The sequence below is a fragment of the Aeromicrobium sp. 50.2.37 genome (assembly GCF_024655735.1).
GTDB lineage: Bacteria > Actinomycetota > Actinomycetes > Propionibacteriales > Nocardioidaceae > Aeromicrobium.
Genome location: NZ_JANLGG010000013.1, coordinates 53,955 through 79,438, shown reverse-complemented (window position 1 = coordinate 79,438; position 25,484 = coordinate 53,955). Strand labels below are relative to the sequence as shown.

25 protein-coding genes and 1 pseudogene are annotated in these 25,484 nt (G+C 72.3%); 19 read left to right on the top strand and 7 right to left on the bottom strand.

The window, feature by feature from the left end:
* Nucleotides 1–104: 104 nt before the first annotated feature.
* The 10 genes from NUV38_RS08855 (at nt 105) to NUV38_RS08810 (ending at nt 8,895) form a co-directional block, all read left to right on the top strand.
* Complete coding sequence (locus NUV38_RS08855; protein WP_257728778.1) at nt 105–2,849, top strand: DUF4040 family protein; 2,745 nt, start codon at nt 105–107, stop codon at nt 2,847–2,849.
* Nucleotides 2,846–3,184 (top strand): sodium:proton antiporter, encoded by a 339-nt coding sequence (locus tag NUV38_RS08850; protein ID WP_257728777.1) that lies wholly within the window; start codon nt 2,846–2,848, stop codon nt 3,182–3,184. Before NUV38_RS08855 ends, NUV38_RS08850 begins: the two co-directional genes overlap by 4 nt.
* Nucleotides 3,181–4,692, top strand: coding sequence for a monovalent cation/H+ antiporter subunit D family protein (locus tag NUV38_RS08845; protein ID WP_257728776.1), 1,512 nt, complete (start codon nt 3,181–3,183; stop codon nt 4,690–4,692). Before NUV38_RS08850 ends, NUV38_RS08845 begins: the two co-directional genes overlap by 4 nt.
* Nucleotides 4,689–5,048, top strand: coding sequence for a Na+/H+ antiporter subunit E (locus tag NUV38_RS08840; protein ID WP_257728775.1), 360 nt, complete (start codon nt 4,689–4,691; stop codon nt 5,046–5,048). Before NUV38_RS08845 ends, NUV38_RS08840 begins: the two co-directional genes overlap by 4 nt.
* The gene (locus NUV38_RS08835; protein WP_257728774.1) at nt 5,045–5,302 is read left to right on the top strand and encodes a monovalent cation/H+ antiporter complex subunit F; all 258 of its coding nucleotides are present in this window, start codon (nt 5,045–5,047) and stop codon (nt 5,300–5,302) included. Before NUV38_RS08840 ends, NUV38_RS08835 begins: the two co-directional genes overlap by 4 nt.
* On the top strand, nt 5,299–5,658 hold the full coding sequence (locus NUV38_RS08830; RefSeq protein WP_257728773.1) for a monovalent cation/H(+) antiporter subunit G: 360 nt from the start codon (nt 5,299–5,301) through the stop codon (nt 5,656–5,658). Before NUV38_RS08835 ends, NUV38_RS08830 begins: the two co-directional genes overlap by 4 nt.
* Before the next feature lie 10 nt (nt 5,659–5,668).
* A complete protein-coding gene (locus NUV38_RS08825; RefSeq protein WP_257728772.1) occupies nt 5,669–7,168 on the top strand; it encodes a gamma-glutamyltransferase family protein in 1,500 nt (499 codons plus the stop codon).
* A gap of 75 nt (nt 7,169–7,243) precedes the next feature.
* Nucleotides 7,244–8,089, top strand: a complete 846-nt coding sequence (locus tag NUV38_RS08820; RefSeq protein ID WP_257728771.1) for a hypothetical protein — start codon at nt 7,244–7,246, stop codon at nt 8,087–8,089.
* Nucleotides 8,086–8,400, top strand: coding sequence for an META domain-containing protein (locus tag NUV38_RS08815; RefSeq protein WP_257728770.1), 315 nt, complete (start codon nt 8,086–8,088; stop codon nt 8,398–8,400). The genes NUV38_RS08820 and NUV38_RS08815 overlap by 4 nt, the downstream gene beginning before the upstream one ends.
* 45 nt (nt 8,401–8,445) lie before the next feature.
* Complete coding sequence (locus NUV38_RS08810) at nt 8,446–8,895, top strand: META domain-containing protein (RefSeq protein WP_257728769.1); 450 nt, start codon at nt 8,446–8,448, stop codon at nt 8,893–8,895.
* On the opposite strand, the gene NUV38_RS08805 is transcribed toward NUV38_RS08810, so the two are convergent.
* Nucleotides 8,885–9,625, bottom strand: a complete 741-nt coding sequence (locus tag NUV38_RS08805; protein ID WP_257728768.1) for a hypothetical protein — start codon at nt 9,623–9,625, stop codon at nt 8,885–8,887. The two genes, NUV38_RS08810 and NUV38_RS08805, sit on opposite strands and share 11 nt — an antisense overlap.
* Before the next feature lie 86 nt (nt 9,626–9,711).
* Here NUV38_RS08805 and NUV38_RS08800 point away from each other — a divergent pair, with 86 nt between their 5' ends.
* Nucleotides 9,712–10,911: an NAD(P)/FAD-dependent oxidoreductase gene (locus NUV38_RS08800; protein WP_257728767.1), complete on the top strand. Its 1,200-nt coding sequence runs from the start codon at nt 9,712–9,714 to the stop codon at nt 10,909–10,911.
* A 153-nt stretch (nt 10,912–11,064) separates the two neighbouring features.
* Here NUV38_RS08800 and NUV38_RS08795 read toward each other — a convergent pair whose 3' ends face one another.
* Together NUV38_RS08795 and NUV38_RS08790 are read right to left on the bottom strand one after the other, a co-directional pair.
* On the bottom strand, nt 11,065–12,018 hold the full coding sequence (locus NUV38_RS08795) for a succinylglutamate desuccinylase/aspartoacylase family protein (protein WP_257728766.1): 954 nt from the start codon (nt 12,016–12,018) through the stop codon (nt 11,065–11,067).
* Nucleotides 12,015–12,554, bottom strand: a complete 540-nt coding sequence (locus NUV38_RS08790; protein WP_082480286.1) for a RimK/LysX family protein — start codon at nt 12,552–12,554, stop codon at nt 12,015–12,017. The genes NUV38_RS08795 and NUV38_RS08790 overlap by 4 nt, the downstream gene beginning before the upstream one ends.
* Between NUV38_RS08790 and NUV38_RS08785 the strand changes: the two are divergent.
* The 6 genes and pseudogenes from NUV38_RS08785 to NUV38_RS08765 all read left to right on the top strand — a co-directional run.
* Nucleotides 12,553–13,413, top strand: a pseudogene (locus NUV38_RS08785) (RimK family alpha-L-glutamate ligase); the annotation flags it as partial. The gene NUV38_RS08790 and the pseudogene NUV38_RS08785 sit on opposite strands and share 2 nt — an antisense overlap.
* 27 nt (nt 13,414–13,440) lie before the next feature.
* Nucleotides 13,441–13,761 carry a cation:proton antiporter regulatory subunit gene (locus NUV38_RS17155; RefSeq protein WP_374626623.1) on the top strand — a complete coding sequence of 107 codons (321 nt, stop codon included), beginning with the start codon at nt 13,441–13,443 and terminating at the stop codon, nt 13,759–13,761.
* 85 nt (nt 13,762–13,846) lie between these two features.
* Nucleotides 13,847–14,941 carry an NADH:flavin oxidoreductase/NADH oxidase gene (locus NUV38_RS08780; RefSeq protein WP_257728764.1) on the top strand — a complete coding sequence of 365 codons (1,095 nt, stop codon included), beginning with the start codon at nt 13,847–13,849 and terminating at the stop codon, nt 14,939–14,941.
* Nucleotides 14,942–15,002: 61 nt separating this feature from the next.
* Nucleotides 15,003–15,293, top strand: a complete 291-nt coding sequence (locus NUV38_RS08775; RefSeq protein ID WP_257728763.1) for a DUF1905 domain-containing protein — start codon at nt 15,003–15,005, stop codon at nt 15,291–15,293.
* 54 nt (nt 15,294–15,347) lie between these two features.
* Nucleotides 15,348–17,639, top strand: a complete 2,292-nt coding sequence (gene purL, locus NUV38_RS08770) for a phosphoribosylformylglycinamidine synthase subunit PurL (protein ID WP_257728762.1) — start codon at nt 15,348–15,350, stop codon at nt 17,637–17,639.
* A gap of 5 nt (nt 17,640–17,644) precedes the next feature.
* The gene (locus NUV38_RS08765; RefSeq protein ID WP_257728761.1) at nt 17,645–18,013 is read left to right on the top strand and encodes a sterol carrier family protein; all 369 of its coding nucleotides are present in this window, start codon (nt 17,645–17,647) and stop codon (nt 18,011–18,013) included.
* Nucleotides 18,014–18,074: 61 nt separating this feature from the next.
* Here NUV38_RS08765 and NUV38_RS08760 read toward each other — a convergent pair whose 3' ends face one another.
* From NUV38_RS08760 to NUV38_RS08745, 4 genes are all read right to left on the bottom strand, one after another.
* Nucleotides 18,075–19,421, bottom strand: a complete 1,347-nt coding sequence (locus tag NUV38_RS08760; protein WP_257728760.1) for a glycoside hydrolase domain-containing protein — start codon at nt 19,419–19,421, stop codon at nt 18,075–18,077.
* A 232-nt stretch (nt 19,422–19,653) separates the two neighbouring features.
* Nucleotides 19,654–21,231, bottom strand: a complete 1,578-nt coding sequence (locus tag NUV38_RS08755; RefSeq protein ID WP_257728759.1) for an AMP-binding protein — start codon at nt 21,229–21,231, stop codon at nt 19,654–19,656.
* 108 nt (nt 21,232–21,339) lie between these two features.
* On the bottom strand, nt 21,340–21,792 hold the full coding sequence (locus NUV38_RS08750) for an SRPBCC family protein (protein WP_257728758.1): 453 nt from the start codon (nt 21,790–21,792) through the stop codon (nt 21,340–21,342).
* A 58-nt stretch (nt 21,793–21,850) separates the two neighbouring features.
* Nucleotides 21,851–22,534, bottom strand: coding sequence for a ZIP family metal transporter (locus NUV38_RS08745; RefSeq protein WP_257728757.1), 684 nt, complete (start codon nt 22,532–22,534; stop codon nt 21,851–21,853).
* A gap of 289 nt (nt 22,535–22,823) precedes the next feature.
* Between NUV38_RS08745 and purF the strand changes: the two genes are divergently transcribed.
* The gene (purF, locus tag NUV38_RS08740) at nt 22,824–24,317 is read left to right on the top strand and encodes an amidophosphoribosyltransferase (RefSeq protein WP_257728756.1); all 1,494 of its coding nucleotides are present in this window, start codon (nt 22,824–22,826) and stop codon (nt 24,315–24,317) included.
* Nucleotides 24,314–25,402 (top strand): phosphoribosylformylglycinamidine cyclo-ligase, encoded by a 1,089-nt coding sequence (gene purM / locus NUV38_RS08735; RefSeq protein WP_257728755.1) that lies wholly within the window; start codon nt 24,314–24,316, stop codon nt 25,400–25,402. The genes purF and purM overlap by 4 nt, the downstream gene beginning before the upstream one ends.
* Nucleotides 25,403–25,484: the final 82 nt, after the last annotated feature.

The window sequence follows — 25,484 nt, the reverse complement described above, 5'->3', positions numbered from 1 at the left end:
CGACGCTGCGATACGATGGCACCGGTGAGCCGGGAAGCCTGGTCGGCGCCATGTCGTCGATCGCAAGCGAGTCTCTCCATGCCTTCACCCCCCAGGGCCGTGTCATGACCTTGATCATGCTGGTCTGCGCCGCGGCCGCGCTGGTGGCCCTGGCCCCGCTGCTCGCCACCTGGCTCGGGCCACGCGCGGGATGGCCGCTCGCCGCCGGGCTCGCCGCCTGCACGGCGGGCGCCGTGGCCGTGTGGAACACGGGCCCGCTGGAGCAGTCGGTGCCGTGGATCCCGTCGCTCGACGTGTCGTTCAGCCTGCGGATGGACGGGCTGGGGCTCCTCTTCACGCTGCTGGTGCTCGGCGTCGGGGCCGTGGTCATGCTCTACAGCGCGAGCTACATCACCGAGGACCGACCGCGTTCGTACTACACGCTCATGGTGCTGTTCGCGGCCTCGATGCTCGCGCTCGTGCTGGCCGACGACCTCATCGTGCTGTTCGTCGCGTGGGAGCTGACCACGCTGTGCTCGTACCTGTTGATCCTCCGGTCGGGCCCCGACGCCACGGGTCCCGCCACCCGGACCCTGCTCGTGACGGCGATGGGCGGGCTCAGCCTTCTCGCGGCGGTCGCGCTGATCGTGGTCGAGACCGGCACCACCAACCTGTCGGCGGCACTCGCCGACGACGCCTGGTCCACCGACCCCACGTTCGCGACGGCGGCAGCGGTCCTGGTCGCGGTGGCAGCCCTGACGAAGTCCGCGCAGTTCCCGTTCCACGCGTGGCTCCCGGACGCCATGGTCGCGCCGGCGCCGGTCAGCGCCTACCTGCACGCCGCCGCCATGGTGAAGGCCGGCATCTACCTGCTGCTGCGCTTCGCCGACGCGGCATCGGCATCGTCGGCCTGGCCGGTGCTGCTCATCGGACTCGGATGCGTCACGACGATCATGGGCGGCGTCTTCGCCCTGCAGCGCACCGACATCAAGGAGCTGCTGGCGTACTCGACGGTCAGCCAGCTCGGCCTGCTGGTCGTCATCATCGGCGTGGGCGGATCGCACGCGATGCTGGCGGCCTGCGTGCACGTCGTGGCCCACGCCCTCTTCAAGTCCGCCGGCTTCATGTACGTCGGGCTCATCGAGCGCCGCGCGGGCACCCGCGACATCCGCGAGCTGCACGGCCTGGCGCGGGCGATGCCCTGGACCTCCCTCATGCTGGCGCTCGCGGCGATCAGCATGGCCGGCGTCCCGCCGTTGCTGGGCTTCGTCAGCAAGGAGCTCATCCTGGACGCCGGGATCGACGCCCGCGGCTGGGTGGCGCTGGCCGGGATCGGCTTCGCCGCCGTCTTCACCGTCGCCTACAGCGCGCGACTGCTGGTGCACACCTTCCCCGGGACCGCGATGCGGCTGGGTGGCACCGGCGGCACGGTCTCCATGGCCACGGCCGTCTCGATCTCGGCCGTCCTCGGGACCGTGCTCGGCTTCGGTGCGCCGCTCCTCGACGGCGTGGTCCGACCCGCCGCAGCCGCGGCCTCCGGCGAGCCGCTGCAGCAGATCCCGGACGTCTACCTCTGGCACGGGTTCACCCCCGCGCTCGGGGTGTCCCTCACGATCCTGGCGCTCGGCGCCCTGCTCGTGGTGCTGCGTCGCCAGGTGGGCGAGGCGCTGGACCGGCCGCTCTTCCCCGGCACCGGGGTCGGCGCCGTCGAGAGGGTCCACCGCGGCGTGGTCGTCGCGGGACGCCGCGTCGGCGACCTCACGCGCAACGACGAGCCTGCGTTCCACCTGGCGGTGCCGATCGTCCTCATCGCGGGTGCGGGTCTCGCGGCGGCGGTGGCGACCGGAGGATGGCGCTCGGGAGCGCCGGCCTCCGAGCCCGTCGACGCCGGCATCCTGCTGCTGGTCGCCGTCGGCGTGGCCGCCGTCGTCGCGTCCCGGTCGCGGATGGGAGCGGTCATCGCCGCCGGGATCGTCGGGTTCAGCGTGGCCCTGTGGTTCTTCGAGCTGGGGGCGGCCGACGTGGCGCTCACGCAGCTCCTCGTGGAGTTCCTGACGGTCGTCATCATCGTGATGGTGCTGCGTCGACTCCCCAGGAGCTTCCGCCCGCGCAGCCCGCGTTCTCGTGCGGCCACGGGTGCGGTGGCAGTGGCGGGAGGCGTGGCCGCCACGGTCGCCACGCTCGCCCTGACCGGCCGTGAGGACCTCTCGCCCGCAGGGGAGTACTACCTGCGCGAGGCCGAGGCCGAGACCGGTGGCAGCAACATCGTGAACACGATCCTCGTCGACTTCCGTGCCCTCGACACGTTCGGCGAGCTGGTCGTGCTGGCGATGGCGGGCCTGGCCATGTCGGTCCTGCTGCGCTCCCGCCGTGCGCTCGACGGCGGGCCCGTGACCATCGACCACACGGCACTGGACGACTCGCCGGACAACGTGGTGTTCCTGCGGACGTTGGCCCGGGTGCTCGTCCCGGCCATGGCGGGCTTCTCGCTGTACGCCCTGCTGCGCGGGCACGACGCACCCGGTGGCGGCTTCATCTCGGCCCTCATCGGCGCCGCCGCTGTCGCCGCGGCCTACCTCTCCGCCTCGAGCGACCGGTGGACCACGCGACGCCTGCCCTACCTCGCCATCGCCGGGTCCGGGGTGCTGCTCGCAGCGGTCGTCGGCTTCGTGGGCCTGGTCGACGGATCGTTCCTGACGCCGATCCCGTTCGAGGTGCTCGGGACCAAGGTCTCGAGCGCCCTCCTCTTCGACCTCGGCGTCTACCTGGCCGTGTTCGGCGTGGTGCTGGCGGCGATCAGCCTCCTCGGCCAACCGGCCGGCGAGGCCGACGAGACCGACGACGCACCCCTCACGGAGGTGACCCGATGATCCTCGCCCTCACCGTGGGTGTCCTCACCGCCGGCGCGCTCTACCTGCTGATGGACCGGACGTTCCTGCGCGTCGTGCTCGGGTTCGTGCTCCTCAGTCACGCCGTCAACCTCGCGCTGTTCGCCGCCGGCGGCAGCGCCAGGCGGGTCGAGCCCCTCGGGTCCGACCTCGACCCGGCGGTGGTCGCGGACGCACTGCCGCAGGCCTTCGTGCTCACGGCGATCGTCATCGCCTTCTCGATCACGATCTACCTGCTCGTCCTGGCCGTCACCGGTGCCGAGGACGAAGGCGTCGAGCCGGACGATTCCGGCCGCGACGGCGGGAGCAGCCGATGAACGACGTCTTCTTGCCCTTCCTCGTGGCCGTGCCGCTGGCCGTGGCCGGCCTGACGGCCATGGCGCCGCGCGCCGCGCGCTGGGTGCTGCCCCTGACCTTCGCCGTCCTCCTCGGTCAGCTGGTGTTCTCGGGCCTGCTCGTGGCCGAGACGCGCGACGGCCAGGTGCTGGCCCACGCGGTCGGCGGCTGGCCTGCCGGCATCGCGATCCCCTTCGCGGCCGACCAGCTGTCGGCGCTGATGCTCACCGCCACGGGTCTGCTCGTCGTGGTGTCCGCCTGGTTCGCGGTGGTGTCGGGCCCAGGGCGCGAGCCCCTGTTCGGTCCGCTCCTGCTCGTCGTGACCGCCGGCGTCAACGGAGCACTCCTGACCGCCGACATCTTCAACCTGTTCGTCTTCATCGAGGTCATGCTGCTGCCGTCCTACGGCCTCCTGGTCCTCGCCGGTCGACGGCGTGGGACGGAGCGCTCGGTCCGCGGATCCCGCCTGTACGTCGCCTTCAACCTGTTCGTGTCCACGCTGTTCCTCGTCGGCGTGGGGTTCGTCTACGGCACGGCAGGCACGGTCAACCTCGGCGAGCTGGCCGGGCGGGCCGCCGAGTCCTCCGAGGTCGCCGCGGCGACGGGTGTCTGCCTCGTCGCGCTGTGCATGAAGGCCGCGACGCTGCCGGCCCACGGCTGGCTCGTGCGGGCCTACCCGTCCACCTCGCCGGCCATGACCGCGCTGTTCTCCGGTCTGCACACGAAGGTGGCCGTCTACGCGATCTACCGCATCTACTCCGTGGTCTTCGACGGCGACGACCGGTACCTGTGGATCGGCCTGGTCGTCTTCACCCTGACCATGGCCGTGGGCGCGATCGGCGCTGCCGGGGAGCGCACGATGCGCTCCATCCTCGTGTTCAACATGGTCAGCGGCATCGGGTACGTCCTGGTGGGGCTGGCCCTGTCCACGAGCGCGGGCCTGGCGGCCGGACTGTTCTACCTGGTCCACCACATGATCGTGAAGGCCTCCCTGTTCCTCACCACCGGTGCGGTCGAGGTCCGGCACGGCACCTCACGGCTGAGCGAGATCAGCGGCGTCGCGCGTCGCGAGCCGGTGGTGGCGGCAGCGTTCCTGATGGCCGCCCTCTCGCTGGCCGGGCTGCCGCCCTTCTCGGGCTTCGCGGGGAAGGTCGCCGTGGTCGTGGCCGCCGTCGACGCAGGTCAGGTCGCCGTGGCCGCCGTCGCGGTCGCGGCCAGCCTCCTCACGCTGGTCTCGGTGCTGCGGATCTGGGACGCCGTGTTCGTCTCCGAGCCCCGGGCGTCCGACGAGGGCAGGAGCACCGCAGGGGCGGGGCCGGCCACTGCCGCGCCGCCACGCATCGGGCTCGCCCTGGCCGGCCCGGGGCTGCTCCTGGCGGTCCTCACGCTGCTGCTCGGTCTCGGGGCCGAGGGGCTGCTCGCGCTGACCGGGGTCGCCGCCGAGGGCCTGCTCGATCCTTCCGCCTACGTCGCGGCGGTGCTGCGATGAGGCGCGTGCTGCTGGCGCCGGGGCGGATGGCCGTCTTCGTGGCCTGGTTCGCCTGGCAGGTGCTGACGTCGTCGGGGAAGGTCCTGCACGACATCGCGACCCCGGGATCGGACGCGACCGCCCGCGTGGTGCGGATGCCGCTGCGGTCGAGCTCCGACGCCGAGGTCACGTTCATCGCGACGCTGATCACCCTCACGCCCGGCACGCTCACGCTGGGCGTCGTCCGGCGCGAGGACGGCGGACGCTGCCTGCTCGTGCACTCGATGTACCACCGTGACCACCCGTCCGCGCTCGCGGACCTGAACGACATGGAGGCCCGCATGCTGAGAGCCCTCGTCCGTGAGGACGACCGATGATCGGCATCGACGTCGCCCTCGTCGCGGCGGGCTTCGCCGCGGTCCTCAGCGCCTACCGCATCGTGGTGGGACCGACCCCGGCCGATCGTGCGGTGGCCTCGGACCTCCTGACCTTCGCCATCGTCGCGCTCATCGCCCTGGTGGGGGCGCGCGTGCAGAGCCCCGCCACCCTCGACCTGGTGCTGGTGGCCACCCTGGTGGCGTTCCTGTCGTCGGTCTCCCTGGCCCGCGCGCTGACCCGGGGGTGGCGATGACCACCGTGCTGGAGGTCCTGGGCCAGGTGTTCCTGCTCGTGGGTGCCGCGGTCTTCGTGCTCGCCGCCGTCGGGCTGATCACCCTGTTCGACCCGTACACGCGCACGTCCGCCGTGGCCACCGCGGCGGGCGTGGGACTGTCGTTCATCGTCGTGGGTATCGTGCTGCTCGACCCGTCGGTGAGCAACGGCATCAAGGCGGCGCTCGCCGTCGTGCTGCAGCTCGTGACGTCCGCCGTGGGAAGCATGGCCATCGCTCGCGGAGCGGTCCTGACCGGGCACGCCTTCGAGCAGGGCACCGACGCCACCGAGCTGCACGAGCTCCACGACCCGGAGGCCCGCCGGGACGACCGGTAGCCTGCCGCTCATGCCTGACGTCGCGCTCGCCGCACCCAACGAGGCGGCGGCCGACGCGGGGGAGCAGGTGGCCCTGGCCGGCGGGAACGCGGTCGACGCCGCGCTCGCCGCCGCGCTCGTGACCATGGTCAACGAGGTCGGCATCGTCTCGCTCAGCTCGGGCGGTTTCGTCACGGTCCAGCCGGCCGACGGGTCGGCGCCGGTCACGGTCGACGGGTGGATGGACATGCCGGGCCGCGGCCCACGGGCCGACCCCGACCCCGACACCGGGACCTGGGACGTCCGCACGGACTACGGCGGCGGCGTGACGGTCACGATCGGGCCGGGGTCGGTGGCCGCGCACGGCGCGGTGGCGGCGTTCGAGGAGACCCACGCGCGCTGGGGGACCGTGCCGTGGCGCGAGATCGTGGCGCCGGCCGTCGACGTCGCGCGCGGTGGGTTCCGGCTGGGGTCGGCGTCGCGGTACTACCTGGAGTACGTGCACGACGACATCTTCGGCTGGGACGAACAGAGCCGGGCTTGCGTGCACGACGCCTCCGGTGCCGTCACGACCGACCTGGTGGTGGTGCCCGACCTGGCCGAGACGCTGGAGGTCATCGCCGCCGACGGTGCCGCAGCGCTGCACACGGGCGACCTGGCTCGTCTGATCTGCGACGACGTGCAGGCCCGTGGTGGTCTGCTGGGTCGCGGCGACCTCGCGGCGTACCGCCCGGTCGTCCGGCCGGCCCTGCGGGTGGAGCTGGGGGACTGGACGCTCGGCACCAACCCCACGCCGGCGGTGGGTGGGGTGTGCGTCGCCGCCATGCTGCGCCTGCTCGACGGCACACCGCACGCCGTGGTCGACGGCCGCTGGTCCGACGCCGACGTGGCCCGCCTCGTCGAGGTGCAGCGCGCCGTGCTGGGCCACCGGCTCGACGTGCTCGACCACAGCCACGACCTGGTGGCCGACGCGCTGGCCTACCTGGCGTCGGTCGACGACGAGGCGCGGTCGGCGGGCTCGACCGCGCACGTCTCGGCGACGGACGGCGACGGCGGTGCCTGCTCGGTCACCGTCTCCTCGGGCTACGGCTCGGGGATGATCGCGCGGGGCACCGGCATCTGGCTCAACAACTGCCTCGGGGAGCAGGAGCTCAACCCACGGGGTCTGCACGGGCTGGAGCCGGGCACGCGCCTGCTGTCGAACATGGCGTCGACGGTCGCGCACCACCACGACGGTGCGGCGCTGGCGATCGGCTCGCCCGGCGCGGACCGGATCTCCACGGCCGTCGCCCAGGTGGTCGCGGGCTTCGTGAACGGCGGAATGGGGCTGCAGCAGGCGGTGAACCACCCGCGGGTCCACGTGCACCGCGCCGGCCGGCCGGACGAGGTCGTGAAGGTCGAGACCGACCTGACGATGTACTACGGCGGCGTGGGTGCGACGCTCCTGCGCCGTGACGCGGCCGGCGAGCTGCACCTGGAGGCGGCCGCCGATCCCCGCCGGGACGGGGCCGTCCGGCTCGTGCGGTCCTGACGGAGCCCCGCGACGCTCGAGCACGGGGCGGACGAGCACGTGACACCACCACTGTCACGGTCCTACGCTGCGAGCATGAACCTCGTCGGTCTGGCCACCCTGCCCCTGCGCGTGACCATCTCGGCCACGCGCACGACGTTGGCGCTGGGACAGCTGGCCGCACCCGACGGCCCGATCCTGCGCGAGGGCGGCTACGGCACCCGCATCGCGGTGCTGATCGGCGAGGACGGCCTGCTGGAGCAGCTGGCCAAGCTGCTGGCCGACGAGCGCGGCATCATCGCGCTCGGCAACCTCGTCGCCGACATCACGGCCGAGGACCGACCCGTCGGCAAGGCGCTGCAGCGTGACGGGCTCGTGGACCGGATGGCGTCGGAGGAGGGCCCGTTCGTGCGGCTGCTCGAGGCCGACGGCCCGCTCGACCGCGCCCTGGCCGAGGACGGGCCGCTCTACCGCTTCCTCGCGCCCGGAGGCTCGCTGGACCGTCTGCTGGCACCGGACGGGCCGCTCGAGCGGCTGACGGCGCCGGGCGGGCCGATCGAGCGGATGCTGGTGCCCGGTGGGCCCTTGGACCGCATCCTCGAGCAGGACGGCACGCTCGAGAACGTGCTGCGGCCAGGCGGTCTGCTCGAGAAGCTGCTCGAGGAGGAGGGCATCCTCGAGAACCTGCTGATGCCGGGCGGGACGCTCGACCAGCTGGTCTCGCTGGGAGCCACGTTCGACGCGATCGTGCCGCGGCTCGAGGCGCTGGGCAACGCCATCCCCAACCTCAACCAGGCGGTCGCGGTGCTGAGCGGGGCCGTGGAGCCTCTGGGGACGCTGGCGCAGCGGCTCCCTGGTGGGCGTCGACGCGGCGTGCTCGCCTCCACGGCGCCGTCGTCACCCACCACGGCGACCTCCGACGACCTCTACGGCAGCGAGTGAGCACGCCGGCCCGGACCGACGTCGTCGGGCGGTGGCTGCCCGAGGGCGGGCCGCCGCGCGCCTTCCTCGAGCTGCGCGACAACGGCGACCTCGCCGGGCACGACGGCTGCAACCGCTTCGGCGGACAGCAGTGGTCGCTCGCCGGCAAGGAGGTCGTCACGAGCGGTGCGCGCGTCTCGACGCTGATGGCCTGCCCCGACGTCGACACCTGGCTCGGCCAGGCGACCACGTTCGTATGGGACGACGGCCACCTGCGTGCCGTCGGACCCGACGGCACCGACCTCGGCGTCCTGCTCACCGACCCGGACTGAGCCCGTGCGCGGAGACGATCGCGCCCGTCGCGACAGGACAGACGCATGACACCCCGACGCCGTCCAGCCGTGCTGGTGCTCGCGACCGCCCTGGTCCTCGCAGGGTGCGCCGGTGCACCCGGACCTGGTCGCCGACTCCCGCCCGCGACGGTCGCGCCGTCGGAACGGGCCGCCGCGATCGAAGGTCGGTGGACGAGCGAGTCGGCCGGTGTCGACGAGCGGCCGTGGATCGAGCTGCAACCGGACGGCACGCTCACCGGGTACGACGGGTGCAACGGGTTCAGCGGGCTGGCCTGGGCCGCCGACGGTGACCGCGTCGTCGTCGAGGGCGAGGCGCTTCGTTCGCTACGTGGGTGCTCGGGGATCGATCAGCGTCTGGCCGACGTCGTCTCGCTCCGACCCGAAGCCGGGACCTTGGTCGCGGTCGCTGCGGACGGATCGACGGTCGGTGTCCTGCGCTCGAGCGAGGCTGTCCCGCAGGTGCCTACTGGGTGAACGTGGCCGCGCCCTTACGGAGACGCTCGACGGTGTCGCGGGCGAGGCGCTGCGCGAGCTGCTCCGCGGCGTCGGCGTCGCGGCCCGGTGCGGACATGCTGACGAACACGCCGAGCACCACGCGGTCCTCGCCCACCAGCAGGCTCACGACGCGCTGGGCCGGGTCACCGGTCTCGGCCGAGTCGAGCCGGTAGGAGCTCAGGTAGCCGTCGAGCCCCTGCACGGCGACGTCGTCGAGCGACCCCTCGCCCGAGCTCGCCGGGACCTCACGGCCGCCGCCGACGGGCTTGGCGGGGATGTCGAACGTGCCGTCGTAGGGCTCCTGGCCCTTGCGCAGACCGGCCATGAAGGTGCGGGCCGCCTCGGCGTCGTCGAGCAGGTTGATGTTGACGACCGCGACGTCGTTGGGCGCGCTCGTGGTGCCGTTGCGCTCGATGTCCACCGGGTTGCCGACGGCGTCGAGGCGCGCGGAGAACGCCCAGAACGGGTGACCGGCGTCGGACCCGGCGCACTTCTCCTCGTCCTTCGGGCACTGGAAGTCCACCTCCGAGGCCCCCGGCACCTGGGCCAGGGTGGGCAGGGCGCCCTCGAGCGCGGCCTCCTCGGTCGGCAGCGGCGCCGGGCTGGACGCGGACGCGGTCGGCTCCGGGTCGGAACCTCCCTGGCCGCATCCGACGAGGACGGCGAGGACGGCGGCTGCCGTCGTGACGAGTCGAGCGGTGCTGCGCATGGGTCGTTCCCCCTGGGTGGCGTGGGGGCATCGTGGCACGTCGCGACCCGGGTTGCCGCGGAGGCCAGCCGTGGCAGGGTCGAATCATGGACATCGTCATCATCGGGGGCGGCCTCGCCGCGGCCAAGGCGGCCGCCGCCCTGCGCGAGAACGGACACGACGGAGCACTCACGATCGTGGGCGACGAGGACCGCCTGCCCTACGAGCGGCCACCCCTCTCGAAGGACGTGCTGCTCGGCGAGGCGCCGCTCGACGACGCCACGGTGCAGCCCCAGGAGTGGTACGACGAGCACGACGTCCGCCTGGTCACCGGGGTGGCGGCGGAGCGACTCGATGTGGAGGCGCACCGCGTGCACCTGGCCGACGGCCAGGTGGTGCCGTACGACAAGGCGGTCCTCGCCACAGGCGCGCGGCCTGCCGTCCCCGACTCCATCGCCGGTGGGGCCGACGCGTACTTCCTGCGCAACGCGGCCGACGTCGAGAGGCTCACGGCCGCTTTCGCGGACGCGTCGTCGGTGATCGTCGTCGGTGGCGGCTGGATCGGTCTCGAGGTCGCCGCCGCCGCGCGGCACCACGACCTGGACACCACCGTCGTGCTCCGCGGTGACGTGCCGCTCGCCTCGGTCATGGGTGAACGTCTGGGCCGCTACTTCGCCGACGTGCACACGTCGCACGGCGTCACGCTGCGCACCGGCGAGCGGGTCGACGCCGTGACCGCACGCACCGTCCGCCTCGGTGGCGGCGAGGTGCTCGAGGCCGACGTGGTCGTGCTGGGCGTGGGCGCCACGCCCAACGTCGAGCTGGCGGAGGCGGCCGGGCTGCTCGTCGACGACGGCGTGGTGACCGACGAGCACTTCGCGACCAGCCACCCCGACGTGTACGCGATCGGCGACGTCGCCTCGACCCTGCACACCGGCCGCGGCGAGGCCGTGCGCGTGGAGCACTGGGACGACGCGGTGCGCCAGGGCGAGGCCGTGGCGTCGGTGCTGCTCGGCCAGGACGCGGCGTACGACTGGGAGCCGTACTTCTTCACCGACCAGTACGACCTGGGCATGGAGTACGTCGGCCACGGGTCGGGCGACGACGACGTGGTGGTGCGAGGCGAGCTGGACGACGGCGCCGGGGACGGAGAGTTCATCGTCTTCTGGCAGCGCGACGGCGTCGTGACCGCGGCCATGAACGTCAACATCTGGGACGTCCAGGACGACCTGCGCGCCCTCGTCGGCCAGGAGGTGTCCGCCGAGCGCCTCGCCGACCCGAACGTCGAGCTCGCCGACCTCGCCTGACCCGTCCCCGCGCGGTCCGCCCCGCCGTGCTCGTGATTCCCATCATCTGATGGGAATCACGAGCCCACCATGGTTCTCTCCCACTCACCATGGAGGGTTCGCCATGGTGAGTGGGGGATTCCCATCAGTTGATGGGAATCGCTGGTCCGGCTCTCAGACCTCGGCGACGTGCACGACGGCGTCGCCGCTGTTGACCACGGGGGCCTCGGTCCGGCCGATGACCACGCCGGACCGTTCGGCGTGGACGAGGCGCACCCGCTTGCCGAAGGAGTCGAACAGGCCGCCGATGCGCTGACCCTCGGCCACGTGCTCGCCGAGGGCGACCTCCAGGTGCAGCATGCCGGTGCCGCGGGCCCGCACCCAGCTGCTCCTGTACGACGCCTGGCTGGGGGCGGGTGGATCCTCGTCCGCCGGTTCGGTCATGCCGAGAGCGGCGAGCACCCGACGGACGCCGCGCACGCCCGCGTCGATCGCCCAGCCGTCCATGCGCCACGCCTCGCCGGCCTCGTAGAGCAGAACGGTCGCGCCGGCCTCGCGCGCGGCCGCACGCAGCGACCCGTCACGGATCTTGGCGTGCAGCATCACCGGTGCGGCGAACGCCTCGGCCAGCTCGAGGGTCCGGGCGTCCTCGAGGTCGGCACGGATCTGCGGCAGGTTGGTCCGTCGGTCCGATCCGGTGTGCAGGTCGATGCCGACCTCGCACTTGGCCACGACCTCGGTCATCATCAGGTGCGCGATGCGGGAGGCGAGCGATCCGCGGGCCGAGCCCGGGAACGAGCGGTTCAGGTCGCGGCGGTCGGGCAGGTAGCGGTCGCCCGTCATGAAGCCGAGCACGTTCACGATGGGGATCGCGATGAGCGTGCCCCGCATCGTCTTGGGGTCGATGTCGGCGAGCACCTGGCGGATCACCTCGACGCCGACCGCCTCGTCGCCGTGGATGGCGGCGTCGACCCACACCGTCGGGCCGTCCTCACGGCCGTGCACCACCCGCACCGGCAGGTCGACGTCGGCGCCGGTCACGAGTCGCGTGATGGGCAGCGACACCGCCTTGGCCTGCCCCGGGCGCACCCGGATGGGCCCGATCTCGAAGGACGGACGCGCCATCATCGACCCCGGTTCCGTCGACGGACCCGCACGGGCGGTCGGCCACCGAGGTAGGACTCGCTGGAGTCGACGAGGTACCCCTGCGCCAGGGCCTCGCGACCCACCAGCATGCGGAAGCCCATCTCGTCGCGGCGCGACAGCGTCACCTCAGAAGGCACCACCCGGCCGGCGAGCGTGAGGTCGAGGACCACCACGTAGCGCTCCTCCACGTGGCCCGACGACGAGCGGACCTCGCGCAGGTCGAGCACGTCGAGCTCCACCTGCACGGGATCCTCGTCGGTGCCCTGCCAAGGGTGGATGCTGAACCGCACCCGGCCGTGGTCGTCGGGCTCGATGTCGAAGGCGTGCAGCGACGACGTCCGGGCGCCGGTGTCGATCTTGGCCTTGATCCACGGGACGCCGAGGTCGGGGAGACGGACCCACTCCCGCCAGCCGACCAGGGTCTGGTCGAGCAGGCCGCCGTCCGGCCCTGCGGCTGGGGCGGGGGTGTAGGAAGGTGGGTGCGTCAATCGTCCGTCCTTCCAGCTCGGGGAGTCCATGAAACTCGCGATCCTGTCACGTGCGCCTCGCTCGTACAGTACGCAGCGCCTGCGCACCGCGGCGCTCGACCGGGGCCACACGGTCAAGGTCCTCAACACGCTGCGCTTCGCGATCGACCTCTCCGGGGCCGAGCCCGACCTGCAGTACCGCGGGAAGCCGCTGTCGCACTACGACGCGGCGCTGCCCCGGATCGGCAACTCCATCACCTACTACGGCACGGCCGTGGTGCGACAGCTCGAGCAGATGGACGTCTTCACGCCCAACACCTCGTGGGGGATCCAGAACTCGCGCGACAAGCTGCGCGCCAGCCAGATCCTGTCGCGCCACGACATCGGCATGCCGGCCACGACCTTCGTGCGCGACCGGGCCGACGTGATCGCGGCCATCGAGCGGGTCGGCGGGGCGCCGGTCGTCATCAAGCTGCTCGAGGGAACCCAGGGCATCGGTGTGATCCTGGCGCCCGAGATCAAGGTCGCCGAGGCGATCATCGAGACGCTGCAGAGCACGCGGCAGAACGTGCTCATCCAGCGCTTCGTCGCCGAGAGCAAGGGTCGTGACATCCGCGCCCTCGTGGTCGGCGACCGCGTCGTGGCGGCGATGCGTCGCGTGGCCAAGGGCGACGAGTTCCGCTCCAACGTGCACCGGGGCGGATCGGTGGAGGCGGTCTCGCTCGACCCGGAGTACGAGCGGGTGGCCGTGCGTGCGGCCCAGATCATGGGCCTGCGGGTGGCGGGCGTCGACATGCTCGAGGGCGACGACGGCCCCCTGGTCATGGAGGTCAACTCCTCGCCGGGCCTCGAGGGCATCGAGTCGGCCACGAACCTCGACGTCGCGGGCGCGATCATCGACCACATCGACAACCAGGTCGCGTTCCCCGAGATCGACGTGCGCCAGCGGCTCACCGTCTCCACGGGGTACGGCGTGGCCGAGCTGCTCGTGCAGGCGGCCTCCGACCTGGTGGGCAAGCCGCTCGGCGAGAGCGGCCTGCGCGACCGCGACATCTCGGTGCTCACCCTCCAGCGCGGCACCCAGGTGATCCCGAACCCACGACGCTCGCACGTCCTGGAGGCGGGCGACCGGCTGCTCTGCTTCGGCAAGCTCGAGGAGATGCGCTCGATGATCCCCAGCCGGCGCCGACGGATCCGCAAGGTCAAGCGTCTGCCCAAGGACCCGATCCACGAGGCCTGGCCGACCGTCGAGTCGTGAGTGACGAGCCCCTGAGGCCGGAGCTCTCTGCCCTGAGCCGTGGCCCAGGGAACATCGACCGCCCGCGCCGCGTTGGCCACCTGACGTGAGCGCTCTCCTCGAACCCGTCACCCTGCGCGGCGTCACCGCCCGCAACCGCATCTGGCTCGCGCCGATGTGCCAGTACTCGTGCTTCGCCCGCGACGGCGTGCCGACCGACTGGCACCTCGTGCATCTGGGCGCCCGCGCGACCGGAGGCTTCGGCCTGCTGGTCACCGAGGCGACCGCCGTGGTGCCCGAGGGCCGGATCAGCCCGGAGGACACGGGGCTGTGGAACGTCGAGCAGCAGGAGGCCTGGGCGCGCATCGTCGACGTCGTGCACGCGGAGGGCGCGCCCATCGGGGTCCAGCTCGCGCACGCGGGCCGCAAGGCCTCGACGTTCGCCCCGTTCGCGCACCCGCAGGCCGCGACCACGGGCCAGGGCAGCGTCGGGCTCGACGAGGGTGGCTGGGAGACGGTCGCCCCGTCCGCGCTCGCCTTCCCGGGCTACGCCACCCCGCGGGCCCTCGACCTCGACGAGGTGCGGGCGATCCCCGGCCACTTCGCGGACGCGGCGCGTCGGGCCGACGCCGCCGGCTTCGACCTGGTCGAGGTCCACGCCGCCCACGGGTACCTGCTGCACCAGTTCCTGTCGCCGCTGTCGAACCAGCGCCACGACGAGTACGGCGGCTCCTTCGAGAACCGCACCCGCCTCGTGGTCGAGGTGGTCGACGCCGTGCGCGCCGCGTGGCCGGACGAGAAGGCGCTGGCGGTCCGGTTCTCGGCCACCGACTGGCTCGACGACGGCTGGACGGTCGACGAGACGGCTCGGCTGTCGCGCCTGCTGGCCGACCACGGCGTCGACGTCGTGGACGTCTCGAGCGGCGGTCTGCTCCCGGCCGAGATCCCCGTGGGTCCCGGCTACCAGGTGCCGCTGGCCCGGGAGGTGCGTGAGGGCTCCGGGCTGCCGACGGGTGCCGTCGGCCTCATCACCGACCCGCAGCAGGCCGACGACGTGCTCACCCGTGGCGACGCCGACCTCGTCCTGCTGGCCCGCGCGGCACTGCGCGAGCCCGCCTGGCCGCAGCGCGCCGCCCACGAGCTCGGCGACGCGCCCGACGGCCTCTACCCGCTGCAGTACGAGCGCGGCACCTGGCGCTGACGCCCGTCCCTCGTCCGGTCCGCGGGCGACAGCGCACCGGCGGACGGGTCAGGATGGGGGCGTGGACGACGCGACCTGGACCTTCGAGCGCGCTCTGTGGCGCGACGGCGCCTGGCACTTCGTCACCGTCCCCGAGGACGTGTCCGACGAGGTGGAGGAGCGCTTCGGAGCCACGGCCGCCGGGTTCGGGTCGGTCCGGGTCGAGGTGACGATCGGCGGTTCCACGTGGCGCACGTCGGTCTTCCCGTCGAAGCAGCACCGCGCCTACGTGCTGCCGGTCAAGAAGGCCGTGCGCACGGCGGAGGACGTGCACGAGGGCGACGTCGCGACCGTCACGCTGCGTCCTGCGTGAGCGTCCGGCGGTGCAGCGCCGATGGGCCGGCCCGCCGCAGATAGGATTCAGTCCGTGACCGACGCATCGCCCGACAGCACGCGCCAGCTCGACACCGTCGCCCACGCGCAGGAGACGCCCGAGCGTGAGCTGCCGTGGTCCGAGCTGGGCCTCAAGCCCGACGAGTACGACCGCATCGTCGAGATCCTCGGGCGACGTCCCACGGGCGCCGAGCTGGCCATGTACTCGGTCATGTGGAGCGAGCACTGCTCGTACAAGTCCTCCAAGGTGCACCTGAAGAAGTTCGGCGAGCTGCCGCAGGAGACCCCGCTGGGCAAGACGCTCGCCGGCATCGGCGAGAACGCCGGCGTCATCGACATCGGTCAGGGCTACGCCGTCACGTTCAAGGTCGAGTCGCACAACCATCCCAGCTACGTCGAGCCGTACCAGGGTGCGGCCACGGGCGTCGGCGGCATCGTCCGCGACATCCTCGCGATGGGCGCGCGCCCCGTCGCGGTCATGGACCCGCTGCGCTTCGGCCCGCTCGACGCCCCCGACACCGCCCGGGTGCTGCCCGGCATCGTGGCCGGTGTGGGTGGCTACGGCAACTGCCTCGGCCTGCCCAACATCGGTGGCGAGGTGGTCTTCGACGAGACCTACCTCGGCAACCCGCTCGTCAACGCGCTCTGCGTGGGGGTGCTGCGCCACGAGGACCTCCACCTCGCGTTCGCCTCGGGCGTCGGCAACAAGGTCGTCCTCTACGGCGCCCGCACCGGCGGCGACGGCATCGGCGGCGTGTCCGTGCTCGCCTCGGAGACCTTCGACGCGGACGGCCCGGCCAAGCGGCCCAGCGTCCAGGTCGGCGACCCGTTCATGGAGAAGCTGCTCATCGAGTGCACCCTCGAGCTGTTCGCCGCCAAGGTCGTCAACGGCATCCAGGACCTCGGCGGTGCCGGTCTGTCGTGCGCCACGAGCGAGCTGGCCAGCGCCGGTGACGGCGGCATGCACGTCGAGCTCGACACCGTGCCGCTGCGCGACCCGTCGCTCTCGCCCGAGGAGATCCTCATGAGCGAGAGCCAGGAGCGCATGATGGCCGTCGTCGAGCCGGAGCACCTCGACGCGTTCATGGCGATCTGCGAGAAGTGGGACGTGGAGGCCGTCGTCGTCGGTGAGGTCACCGACGGCGAGCACCTGGTGATCGACTGGCACGGCGAGACGATCGTCGACGTCCCCCCGCGCTCCGTCGCGCACGACGGACCCACCTACGAGCGCCCCTACGCGCGCCCCGACTGGCAGGACGCCCTCCAGGCCGACACCGCCGAGGCGCTGCCGCGGCCGGCCACCGGCGAGCAGATCGGCGAGCAGCTGGTGCGGGTCGTCACGAGCCCCAACCTCGCCGACCCGTCGTGGGTCACCGACCAGTACGACCGCTACGTGCAGGGCAACACGGTCCTGGCGCAGCCCGAGGACGCCGGGATGGTCCGCGTCGACGAGTCGAGCAACCTCGGCGTGGCCGTCTCGACCGACTGCAACGGCCGCTTCGCCAAGCTCGACCCGTACGCGGGAGCCCAGCTGGCGCTCGCCGAGTCCTTCCGCAACGTCGCGGTCACCGGCGCCCTGCCCCTGGCCGTCACGGACTGCCTGAACTTCGGCTCCCCGGAGGACCCGGCCGTCATGTGGCAGTTCGAGCAGGCCACGCACGGGCTCAAGGACGGCTGCGCCGAGCTGGGGATCCCCGTCACCGGCGGCAACGTGAGCTTCTACAACCAGACCGGCGAGACGGCCATCCTGCCGACCCCGGTGGTGGGCGTGCTGGGTGTCATCGAGGACGTGCGCCAGCGCGTCCGCCAGGGCTTCACCCGCGACGACGACCACCTGCTGGTGCTAGGCGAGACGCGGGAGGAGCTGTCCGGCTCGTCCTGGGCCGACGTCGTGCACGGCCACCTCGGCGGACTGCCCCCCGCGGTCGACTTCCCCGCCGAGCAGGCGCTCGCCGCGGTCGTGCGCGAGGCCGGTCGGCGCGGGCTGCTCACGTCGGCGCACGACCTGTCCGACGGCGGTCTCGCCATGGCGCTGGCCGAGGGTGCATTCGCCCACGGTGTCGGCGTGCGGGTCGTGCTCGACGACGATCCCTTCGTGCAGCTGTTCAGCGAGTCCGCCGCGCGTGCGCTGCTGGCCGTCCCCGAGCACCACCACGACGAGGTCGCGGAGATCGCGGCGGAGCACGGGGTCGAGCTGACGTCGATCGGTCGCACGGGCGGTTCGGCCTACGAGGTGGCCGGTCAGTTCACGATCGACCTCGAGGACCTGCGCGACGCGTGGAGCGCCACGCTGCCCGCGGTGCTCGGTCCCGTCCTCGGCGGCTGACCCGCGTGGCGCGCCCGTCCACCCTGCTCACGCCAGAGGTCGTCGACGGCCTGCTGGCCCGGCTCGACGACGGTGACGACGCCCGCGACGTGGTCAAGCCCCTGGTGAAGCACTACCTGGGTGCGCTGGCCCAGCGGGCGCCCGGTCGCAGCGTGGAGGTGCGGGTCCCGCCCTTCGCGGCCGTCCAGTGCATCGAGGGCTCCACGCACACCCGCGGCACGCCGCCGGCCGTCGTGGAGATGGACGCAGCCACCTGGATCGCCCTGGCCCGCGGATCACTGGCCTGGAGCGAGGCGTCGGCCGACCGGACGCGGGTGCGGGCCTCGGGGCAGCGTTCGGACCTCTCGCCCCACCTGCCGCTCGACGGCGCGTAGCCGCCCCGTCGGAGGGTCAGGGTCGGTCCGGCCGACGCGGGCGGGACCGACCTGGCCGCCGTCAGAGGTTGCCGCGGCGCAGCAGCGACCACTGCGACGAGGTCACCGTCTGCAGTGCGGCCTGCTTGTTGTCGCGGCGCAGCTGCTGGGCGGCCCTGACCGTGGCGGTGTCGAGCACGCCCTTCACCGACGGCGTGTAGCCGGCGGCGCGCAGCGAGCGCTGCAGCCTCCAGACGGCCGAGCCCGTCGAGCCGTACTTCAGGACCTTCGGGGTCGACCCCTCGGCGAGGAGGGCGGTCCACACCGGACGACTGACGACCCCGTTGCGGCTCCAGCCCTTGCTCGCGCGGTACGCGTTGATGCCCGAGAGGGTGCCGGAGCCGACCTCGCCCGTCACCGACTTCTTGAGCCCGCGCTCCTGGAGCAGGCACTGCAGGGCCTCCACGGCCTTGCCCTTCGAGCCCGCCCGCAGCGTCGGGTAGGACGCGAGCGTGAGGTCGACACCGCATGACCGCGGTTCCTTGGTGGCCACGGACCCCGTGCCCACGCGCATCAGGTTGCGGTCGATGGTGAGGCGGTGCCCGCCGTACGTCTCGTTCACGTTGTTGTGGAACTGGTGGATGCGGGCGTTCTTCCAGCCGGTGTCGGACAGGTAGGGACCGCCGTCCACGTTCGCCTTCTTGTTCGTCCACGCGAACCACACCTGGTCGAACTGCGTGAAGCCCGAGAACTTCTTGGCACCGGAGCGGACGTCGTCGACGAGCTTGATGGCGGCCGAGCCGCTGGAGTAGATGCCGGAGCGGAACTTCGAGGCCTTCAGGGTCTCGGTCCAGGCGTCGGAGAAGGCGAGCACGGCGTTGTCGCACGTCGTGGTGCGGGCGTACCACTCGATGTCGAGGTAGGCCACCGAGCCTGCGCCGAAGCCGTACTTCTTGAGGGCGGCGATGGCCTCGCGCGCGTCGGCGGCACCCTGCTTGCGGGCCGTCGTCTGCGACGTCGACATCCTCTTCTTCTGCACGCGGCTCTGCGGGTTGTTCTTGAAGCAGGGCGACTGGTAGCCCACGTGGATCGGCATGAAGCCCCACCCGGCGTCGGCGTTGTGCTGGACCCACGACTTCGAGAGGTTCGGCTGGTAGCGGTCCCCGCAGTAGCGGGAGTTGCCGGACACGTAGATGCCGACGGCCGAGTAGGGCGAGTCGCGCATCCATGCGTCCATGACCCTGGTGCTCGGGGCGACGCACGCGTCGAAGGCGTAGGCGGTCCGGTCGCCGGGCGCCGCGGGCGTGGCCGCCGACGCGGGCCCGGGCAGGGCGAGCGTGACGAGGACGGACGCGAGGAGCGCGCAGGCGAGGGTGAGGGCCTGCCGCCCTGCGCCGAGGTGAGACGGGGGGGAAGTCACCGTAGGCATGTCCGGAAGGCTACGGAACGGGTGGCGTCCTGTCAGGTGCACGAAGGATTCTCGTCGCGGCGTCGGGGTGGCAGGTTCGAGGCGGAAAACATTCGCAACCAGAGTTCATCCGACCGTGAGGGAGACGAAACCTGCCCGGGCATGTATCCTGGAGGCACAACGGTCCCGGCCCACACCCCTGGAGGGTCGGGACCGTTTTAACGTCCTCTCCCGTGTGGTGCCCGGGATCGAGTCAGACCTGGCGGCCGTCGCTCGGCCAGTAGCCCTTGCGCAGGTCCCGCTTGAGGATCTTGCCCGACGGGTTGCGGGGCAGGGCCTCGACGACGTCGACCGTGCGGGGGGCCTTGTAGTGGGCCAGCCGCTCCCGGGCGAAGTCGATGAGCTCCTGCGGGTCCACGGTGTGCTCGGGGCGGAACGCCACGACGGCCTTGACCGTCTCGCCCCACCGCTCGTCGGGGACGCCGATGACCGCGGTCTCCAGCACGGCCGGGTGCTCGGCGAGCACGCGCTCGACCTCGGGGGAGTACACGTTCTCCCCGCCGGTGATGATCATGTCCTTCACGCGGTCCTCGATGAACACGAACCCGCCGTCGTCGACCCGCCCGATGTCACCCGAGCGCAGCCACGGGCCGCCTCCGTCGTCGGCCGCGACGAGCAGCTCGGCGGTGGCCTCGGGGCGACCGAGGTAGCCCACGGTGTTCTGCTCGGTCCGCCACCACAGCTCGCCCGATCCACCCGGCTCGACGTCCTGGAGGGTGGTGACGTCGACGACGCGCAGCTCGACCCCGGGGATGGGTCGACCGGCCGAGACGAGACGCTCGGGGTGCTCGGCGTCGCGGTGCGCCGCGTCGTCGAGGATGGTGACGACGCCGCCCATCTCGGTCATCCCGTAGACCTGCATGAACGCGGTGCCGGGCCAGTGCTCGAGGGCGCCGCGCAGCACCGGCAGGGGCATGGGGGCCGCACCGTAGGAGAACGCCTTCAGCCGGCTGAACAACGCCATGGCCTGGGGCCCGGCCTGCAGCAGGGCGGCTACGACGGCGGGGACGAGGAACGCGTGGGTGGCACCGGCCATCATCGCGCCGGCCAGCAGCTGGGGGTCGACCTCGCGGATGATGTAGCCGTGTGTGCCGGTCGCGGGACCGAACAGTGCGTACGACGAACCGCCCACGTGGAACATCGGCATCGCGACCAGCATGGTGTCGTCGGGCCCGTACTCGATGTCGCCCATGGCGCTGAGCGTGTGCACGACCATGTTGTGCTGGGTGAGCATGACGCCCTTGGGGCGGCCCGTGGTGCCCGAGCTGTACATCACCAGGCACACGTCGTCGGGGTCGACACCGGGCTGGCGCTCGACGGGGGTCGCCGCTGCGAGCCACGCCTCGAGCTCGTCGTCGTCGCCCCCGACCACGATGATGCGCTCGACGCCGACCAGGCGGTCGCGGATCAGGTCGATCGACGGAGCCAGCTCGTGGCCCACGAAGAGGATGCGGGCCCCGGCGTCGTTGATGACGTAGTCGAGCTCGTCGCCGGCCAGCCGCCAGTTGACGATCGCGTTGGCCGAGCCGAGCAGGCAGCACGCCTGGGTCGCCGCGAGGATGGCCGGGTTGTTCTTGTCGAGGAAGGCGATCCGGTCGCCGCGCACGATGCCCTCGGCTTGCAGCGCCCCGGCGAAGCGTCGGACGTCGTCCCAGGCCTCGCCCCAGGTCCAGGCGCGCTCGAGGTAGGTCCAGCACCGGCCGTCCGGGTCGTGCTCGGCGCGGTACGCGTGGAAGTCGGTCAGGTACGTGGCGTCGGGCAGGTCGGGCACGGCGTCTCCTCTGTGGCGTGGGTCACGCCAGCCTAGGGGCTCGCGACGTCACGGTGAAGCATCGTCCCGGTACCGGTTCCGGCCCGTCACGAGTACTGGGAGGGCCGGTCAGGAGCCCTCGACGACCGCGGCGATGCGCTCGAGGGTGCGCTCGATGTTGCGCTTGGTGGCCCGGGGCATGTTGCCGCGGCGCAGGGCGATGCGCTGACGGTCGCGGCTGATGTCCCAGGTCTCGCGGACGATCGTGCTGCTGCCCTGGTCGACGAGCTCGTAGCGCCAGATCCGGCCGCCGATGATCCCGAACAGACCCGTGGTGCGCCACGCGATGCGCCGGTTGGGGTCGTACTCGATGACCTCGTTCTTCGTCGAGTACGGCAGACCCATCTTCATCGACATGCCGAAGACCGAGCCCATGTGCAGCGGCTCGCTCCCGCTGCTCGTGCCCTGCACCGTCCCGGAGCCGTCGATCTCACGGTGTCGTGCGGCGTCGGACAGCAGGGCGAAGATGCGCTCGGCGGGGGCGGCGACGAGGCGCTCGGCCGTGACCTGGTCGGTGGACATGGGCTCATCGTGGCCGAGGTGGGGCATGCCCGCACGACGAGCTGGGAGGGTGCGCGGGTCAGCCGAGCACGAAGGCGAGCCAGAAGCCGAGCGCCGTGGCGATCCCGACCCACCACCCACCTTCGCGGTAGGCCTCGGGGAGGAGCGTGTCGGCGAGCACGGCCAACGTCGCGCCGCCGGCCACGGCCTGGGCCGCCGCGACGGCGGCGGGGGAGACCGCGTCGCCGGCCGCGTGCGCACCCACGGTGACGAGGGTCAGCAGCACACCGACGGCGGCCCACAGCGCCAGCCCGCGGCGAGGGCCGAGTCGCTCGTCGTCGCGGAGGGCCGCAGCACTCGCGATGGCCTCGGGCGTGTTGCCGACGGCGATCGCGACCAGCAGGGCCAGACCGCCCTCACCCAGGGAGACCCCGAGCGCGGTGTTCTCCGGCACGCCGTCGAGGAAGGCCCCGAGCAGCAGGCCCATGCCGACGGCCGAGGTGCCGGCCCGACGGTCCAGGAGGTGGCTGAGGACGACGTAGAGCCCGGCGCCGCCGAGCAGGGCGATCCCGGCCCGGACGGCGTCGAGGGCGTCGAAGGCCGGCCCGAACAGCTCCTGCGAGGCCGCGGCGATCATGGTGCCGGCGCCGAACGCCATGAGCGCGGCGAGGGCTGCCTGGGGGATCCGCCACCGCAGGCCCGCCGCGGCGCCGACGACCAGGGGCACGGCCGTGGCGGCGCCGTAGAGAGCAGCGGTGAGCACCCGTCCACGCTAGGACCGGGGGCGCGGTCGTGCCCGTCGGTGGCCTCCGAGACGCCTCGACCGGACGGCTGGCGTCGTCGGCCGCCGGGCCGTCGGGGCTCGGCCGGGTGGGCGGTAGGGGGCACGCGCCTCGCCGCGTCCGGCGGTAGGAGAGGCGCGGATGGCGGCCCCGTATCCGCGCGCCACCTACCGCCCCTCCGCGGGAAGCGCGCGACACCTACCTCCCCCTGCCGACCACGTCACGCCCAGGACGGTTCCGGGGCCTCGCGCAGGCCCCTACACTGGAGCGGTGGCACGCGGAGACGGTCGGCTGACGCACGACATCGATCCCCAGGACGTCGGACCCCAGGACGCCTGTGGCGTGTTCGGGGTGTGGGCCCCCGGTGAGGAGGTCGCCAAGCTCAGCTACTTCGGCCTCTACGCCCTGCAGCACCGCGGCCAGGAGTCCGCCGGCATCGCGGTCAGCAACCAGCGCCAGATCCTGGTCTACAAGGACATGGGCCTGGTCTCGCAGGTGTTCGACGAGTCGACGCTTGAGTCCCTCAAGGGATCGGTCGCGATCGGCCACGCGCGCTACAGCACCACGGGCGCCAGCGTCTGGCAGAACGCCCAGCCGACGTTCCGGCCCACGGCGCAGGGGTCCGTCGCCCTCGCCCACAACGGCAACCTCACCAACACCGCCGAGCTCGTGACGATGCTCGAGGAGCGGACCGCCCAGCAGGCTCCGGACCGTCGCGGCAAGGGCGAGACCGCCACCACCGACACGTCGGTCATGGCCAGCCTGCTCGCCTCCTACCGCGACCGCTCGGTCGAGGAGGCGGCCATCGAGGTCCTGCCGAAGCTGCGCGGCGCGTTCTCGCTGGTGTTCATGGACGAGACCACGCTGTACGCCGCTCGTGACCCGCAGGGGATCCGACCGCTCGTGCTGGGTCGCCTCGAGCGCGGCTGGGTGGTCGCCAGCGAGACGGCGGCCCTCGACATCGTCGGTGCGTCCTTCATCCGCGAGATCGAGCCCGGCGAGTTCATCGCGATCGACGAGAGCGGGCTGCGCACCGAGCGGTTCTCGCCCGCCGCACCCAAGGGCTGCATCTTCGAGTACGTCTACCTCGCGCGCCCCGACACCACGATCTCCGACCAGCGGGTCTTCTCCGTGCGGGCCGAGATCGGTCGTCGGCTGGCGCGCGAGCACCCCGTCGACGCGGACCTGGTCATCCCCGTGCCGGAGTCGGGCACGCCCGCGGCGATCGGCTTCGCCGAGGAGAGCGGCATCCCCTTCGGCCACGGGCTGGTCAAGAACTCCTACGTGGGCCGCACGTTCATCCAGCCGTCGCAGACCATCCGCCAGCTCGGCATCCGGCTCAAGCTGAACCCGTTGCGCGACGTCATCGCCGGGAAGCGCCTCGTGGTGGTCGACGACTCGATCGTGCGCGGCAACACGCAGCGCGCCCTCGTGCGGATGCTGCGCGAGTCCGGCGCCGCCGAGGTGCACGTGCGCATCTCGAGCCCGCCGGTCAAGTGGCCGTGCTTCTACGGCATCGACTTCGCCTCGCGCGCCGAGCTCATCGCCAACGGCATCAGCGTCGACGAGATCTGCCGCTCCATCGACGCCGACTCGCTCGCCTACGTCGAGCTCGACCAGCTGGTCGAGGCGACCAACGTCCCGAAGGACAAGCTGTGCCGGGCCTGCTTCGACGGGATCTACCCCGTGCCGCTGCCCGAGGACGACCTGATCGGCAAGCACCTGCTCGAGTCCGACGTCACGCCGTTGAAGGTGATCCAGTGACCAGTGCCGCCAACTCCGCGACCACGGAGCCGAGCGCCTACGCCGCGTCCGGGGTCTCCATCGAGGCGGGCGACCGCGCCGTCGAGCTGATGAAGGAGTGGGTCGACAAGGCTCGACGTCCTGAGGTGGTCGGCGGGATCGGCGGCTTCGCGGGCCTGTTCGACGCCTCGGCCCTGAAGGACTACCGCCGGCCGCTGCTCGCGACGTCGGCCGACGGCGTGGGCACGAAGGTGCAGATCGCCCAGCGGATGGACGTGCACGACACCATCGGCTTCGACCTGGTCGGCATGCTCGTCGACGACCTCGTGGTCTGTGGTGCCGAGCCGCTGTTCATGACCGACTACATCGCGTGCGGCAAGGTCGTGCCCGAGCGCATCGCCGACATCGTGAAGGGCATCGCCCAGGCGTGTGCCGAGTCCGGCACCGCGCTGCTGGGTGGCGAGACCGCCGAGCACCCCGGGCTGCTGCACCCCGACGAGTACGACGTGGCCGGCTCCACCACCGGTGTGGTCGAGGCCGACGCGCTGATCGGCGCCGAGCTCGTCCGCCCGGGCGACGTCGTCGTCGCCATGGCGTCGTCCGGCCTGCACTCCAACGGGTACTCGCTCGCGCGCCACGTGTTCTTCGGGTCGGCGCAGTGGTCGCTCGACCGCGACGTGCCCGAGCTCGGCGTCACGCTCGGTGAGGCCCTGCTGACCCCCACGCGCCTGTACACGCTGCCGTGCCTCGACCTCGTGCGGCGCACGCAGACGCACGCCATGTCGCACGTGACCGGCGGCGGGCTGGCGGCCAACCTCGAGCGGGTGGTCCCCGAGGCCGTCTCGGTGCGCGTCGACCGCGGCACCTGGGAGCGGCCGGCGATCTTCGACCTGGTGGCCGACCTGGGTGGCGTCTCGCAGGGCGACCTCGAGGAGGCGCTCAACATCGGCGTGGGAATGGTCGCGCTGGTCGCACCCGACGACGCCGACGCGGCCGTGCGCCTGCTGGGCGAGCACGGCGTGGAGGCCTGGATCGCCGGTGACGTCGCCGAGGCGGGCGTGCACGGACCGGGCGGCAGCGTCACGCTGGCCGGGACACACGCCTGACTTGTCGACCCGGTGCCAGCGACGTTGGCAGGGTTTGGGTAGGGTGGGCCCCACGACATACTGACGATTTCTTTCTGCGAGG

Excerpts from the sequence above, each read along its gene's own strand:
- NUV38_RS08840 (WP_257728775.1), top strand. The coding sequence starts at position 4,689 with ATGAGGCGCGTGCTGCTGGCGCCGGGGCGGATGGCCGTCTTCGTGGCC.
- NUV38_RS08825 (WP_257728772.1), top strand. The coding sequence starts at position 5,669 with ATGCCTGACGTCGCGCTCGCCGCACCCAACGAGGCGGCGGCCGACGCG.
- NUV38_RS08820 (WP_257728771.1), top strand. The coding sequence starts at position 7,244 with ATGAACCTCGTCGGTCTGGCCACCCTGCCCCTGCGCGTGACCATCTCG.
- NUV38_RS08810 (WP_257728769.1), top strand. The coding sequence starts at position 8,446 with ATGACACCCCGACGCCGTCCAGCCGTGCTGGTGCTCGCGACCGCCCTG.
- NUV38_RS08850 (WP_257728777.1), top strand. The coding sequence starts at position 2,846 with ATGATCCTCGCCCTCACCGTGGGTGTCCTCACCGCCGGCGCGCTCTAC.
- NUV38_RS08855 (WP_257728778.1), top strand. The coding sequence starts at position 105 with ATGACCTTGATCATGCTGGTCTGCGCCGCGGCCGCGCTGGTGGCCCTG.
- NUV38_RS08830 (WP_257728773.1), top strand. The coding sequence starts at position 5,299 with ATGACCACCGTGCTGGAGGTCCTGGGCCAGGTGTTCCTGCTCGTGGGT.
- NUV38_RS08790 (WP_082480286.1), bottom strand. The coding sequence starts at position 12,554 with ATGGACTCCCCGAGCTGGAAGGACGGACGATTGACGCACCCACCTTCC.
- NUV38_RS08835 (WP_257728774.1), top strand. The coding sequence starts at position 5,045 with ATGATCGGCATCGACGTCGCCCTCGTCGCGGCGGGCTTCGCCGCGGTC.
- NUV38_RS08760 (WP_257728760.1), bottom strand. The coding sequence starts at position 19,421 with ATGCCTACGGTGACTTCCCCCCCGTCTCACCTCGGCGCAGGGCGGCAG.
- NUV38_RS08800 (WP_257728767.1), top strand. The coding sequence starts at position 9,712 with ATGGACATCGTCATCATCGGGGGCGGCCTCGCCGCGGCCAAGGCGGCC.
- NUV38_RS08750 (WP_257728758.1), bottom strand. The coding sequence starts at position 21,792 with ATGTCCACCGACCAGGTCACGGCCGAGCGCCTCGTCGCCGCCCCCGCC.
- NUV38_RS08845 (WP_257728776.1), top strand. The coding sequence starts at position 3,181 with ATGAACGACGTCTTCTTGCCCTTCCTCGTGGCCGTGCCGCTGGCCGTG.
- NUV38_RS08805 (WP_257728768.1), bottom strand. The coding sequence starts at position 9,625 with ATGCGCAGCACCGCTCGACTCGTCACGACGGCAGCCGCCGTCCTCGCC.
- NUV38_RS08795 (WP_257728766.1), bottom strand. The coding sequence starts at position 12,018 with ATGATGGCGCGTCCGTCCTTCGAGATCGGGCCCATCCGGGTGCGCCCG.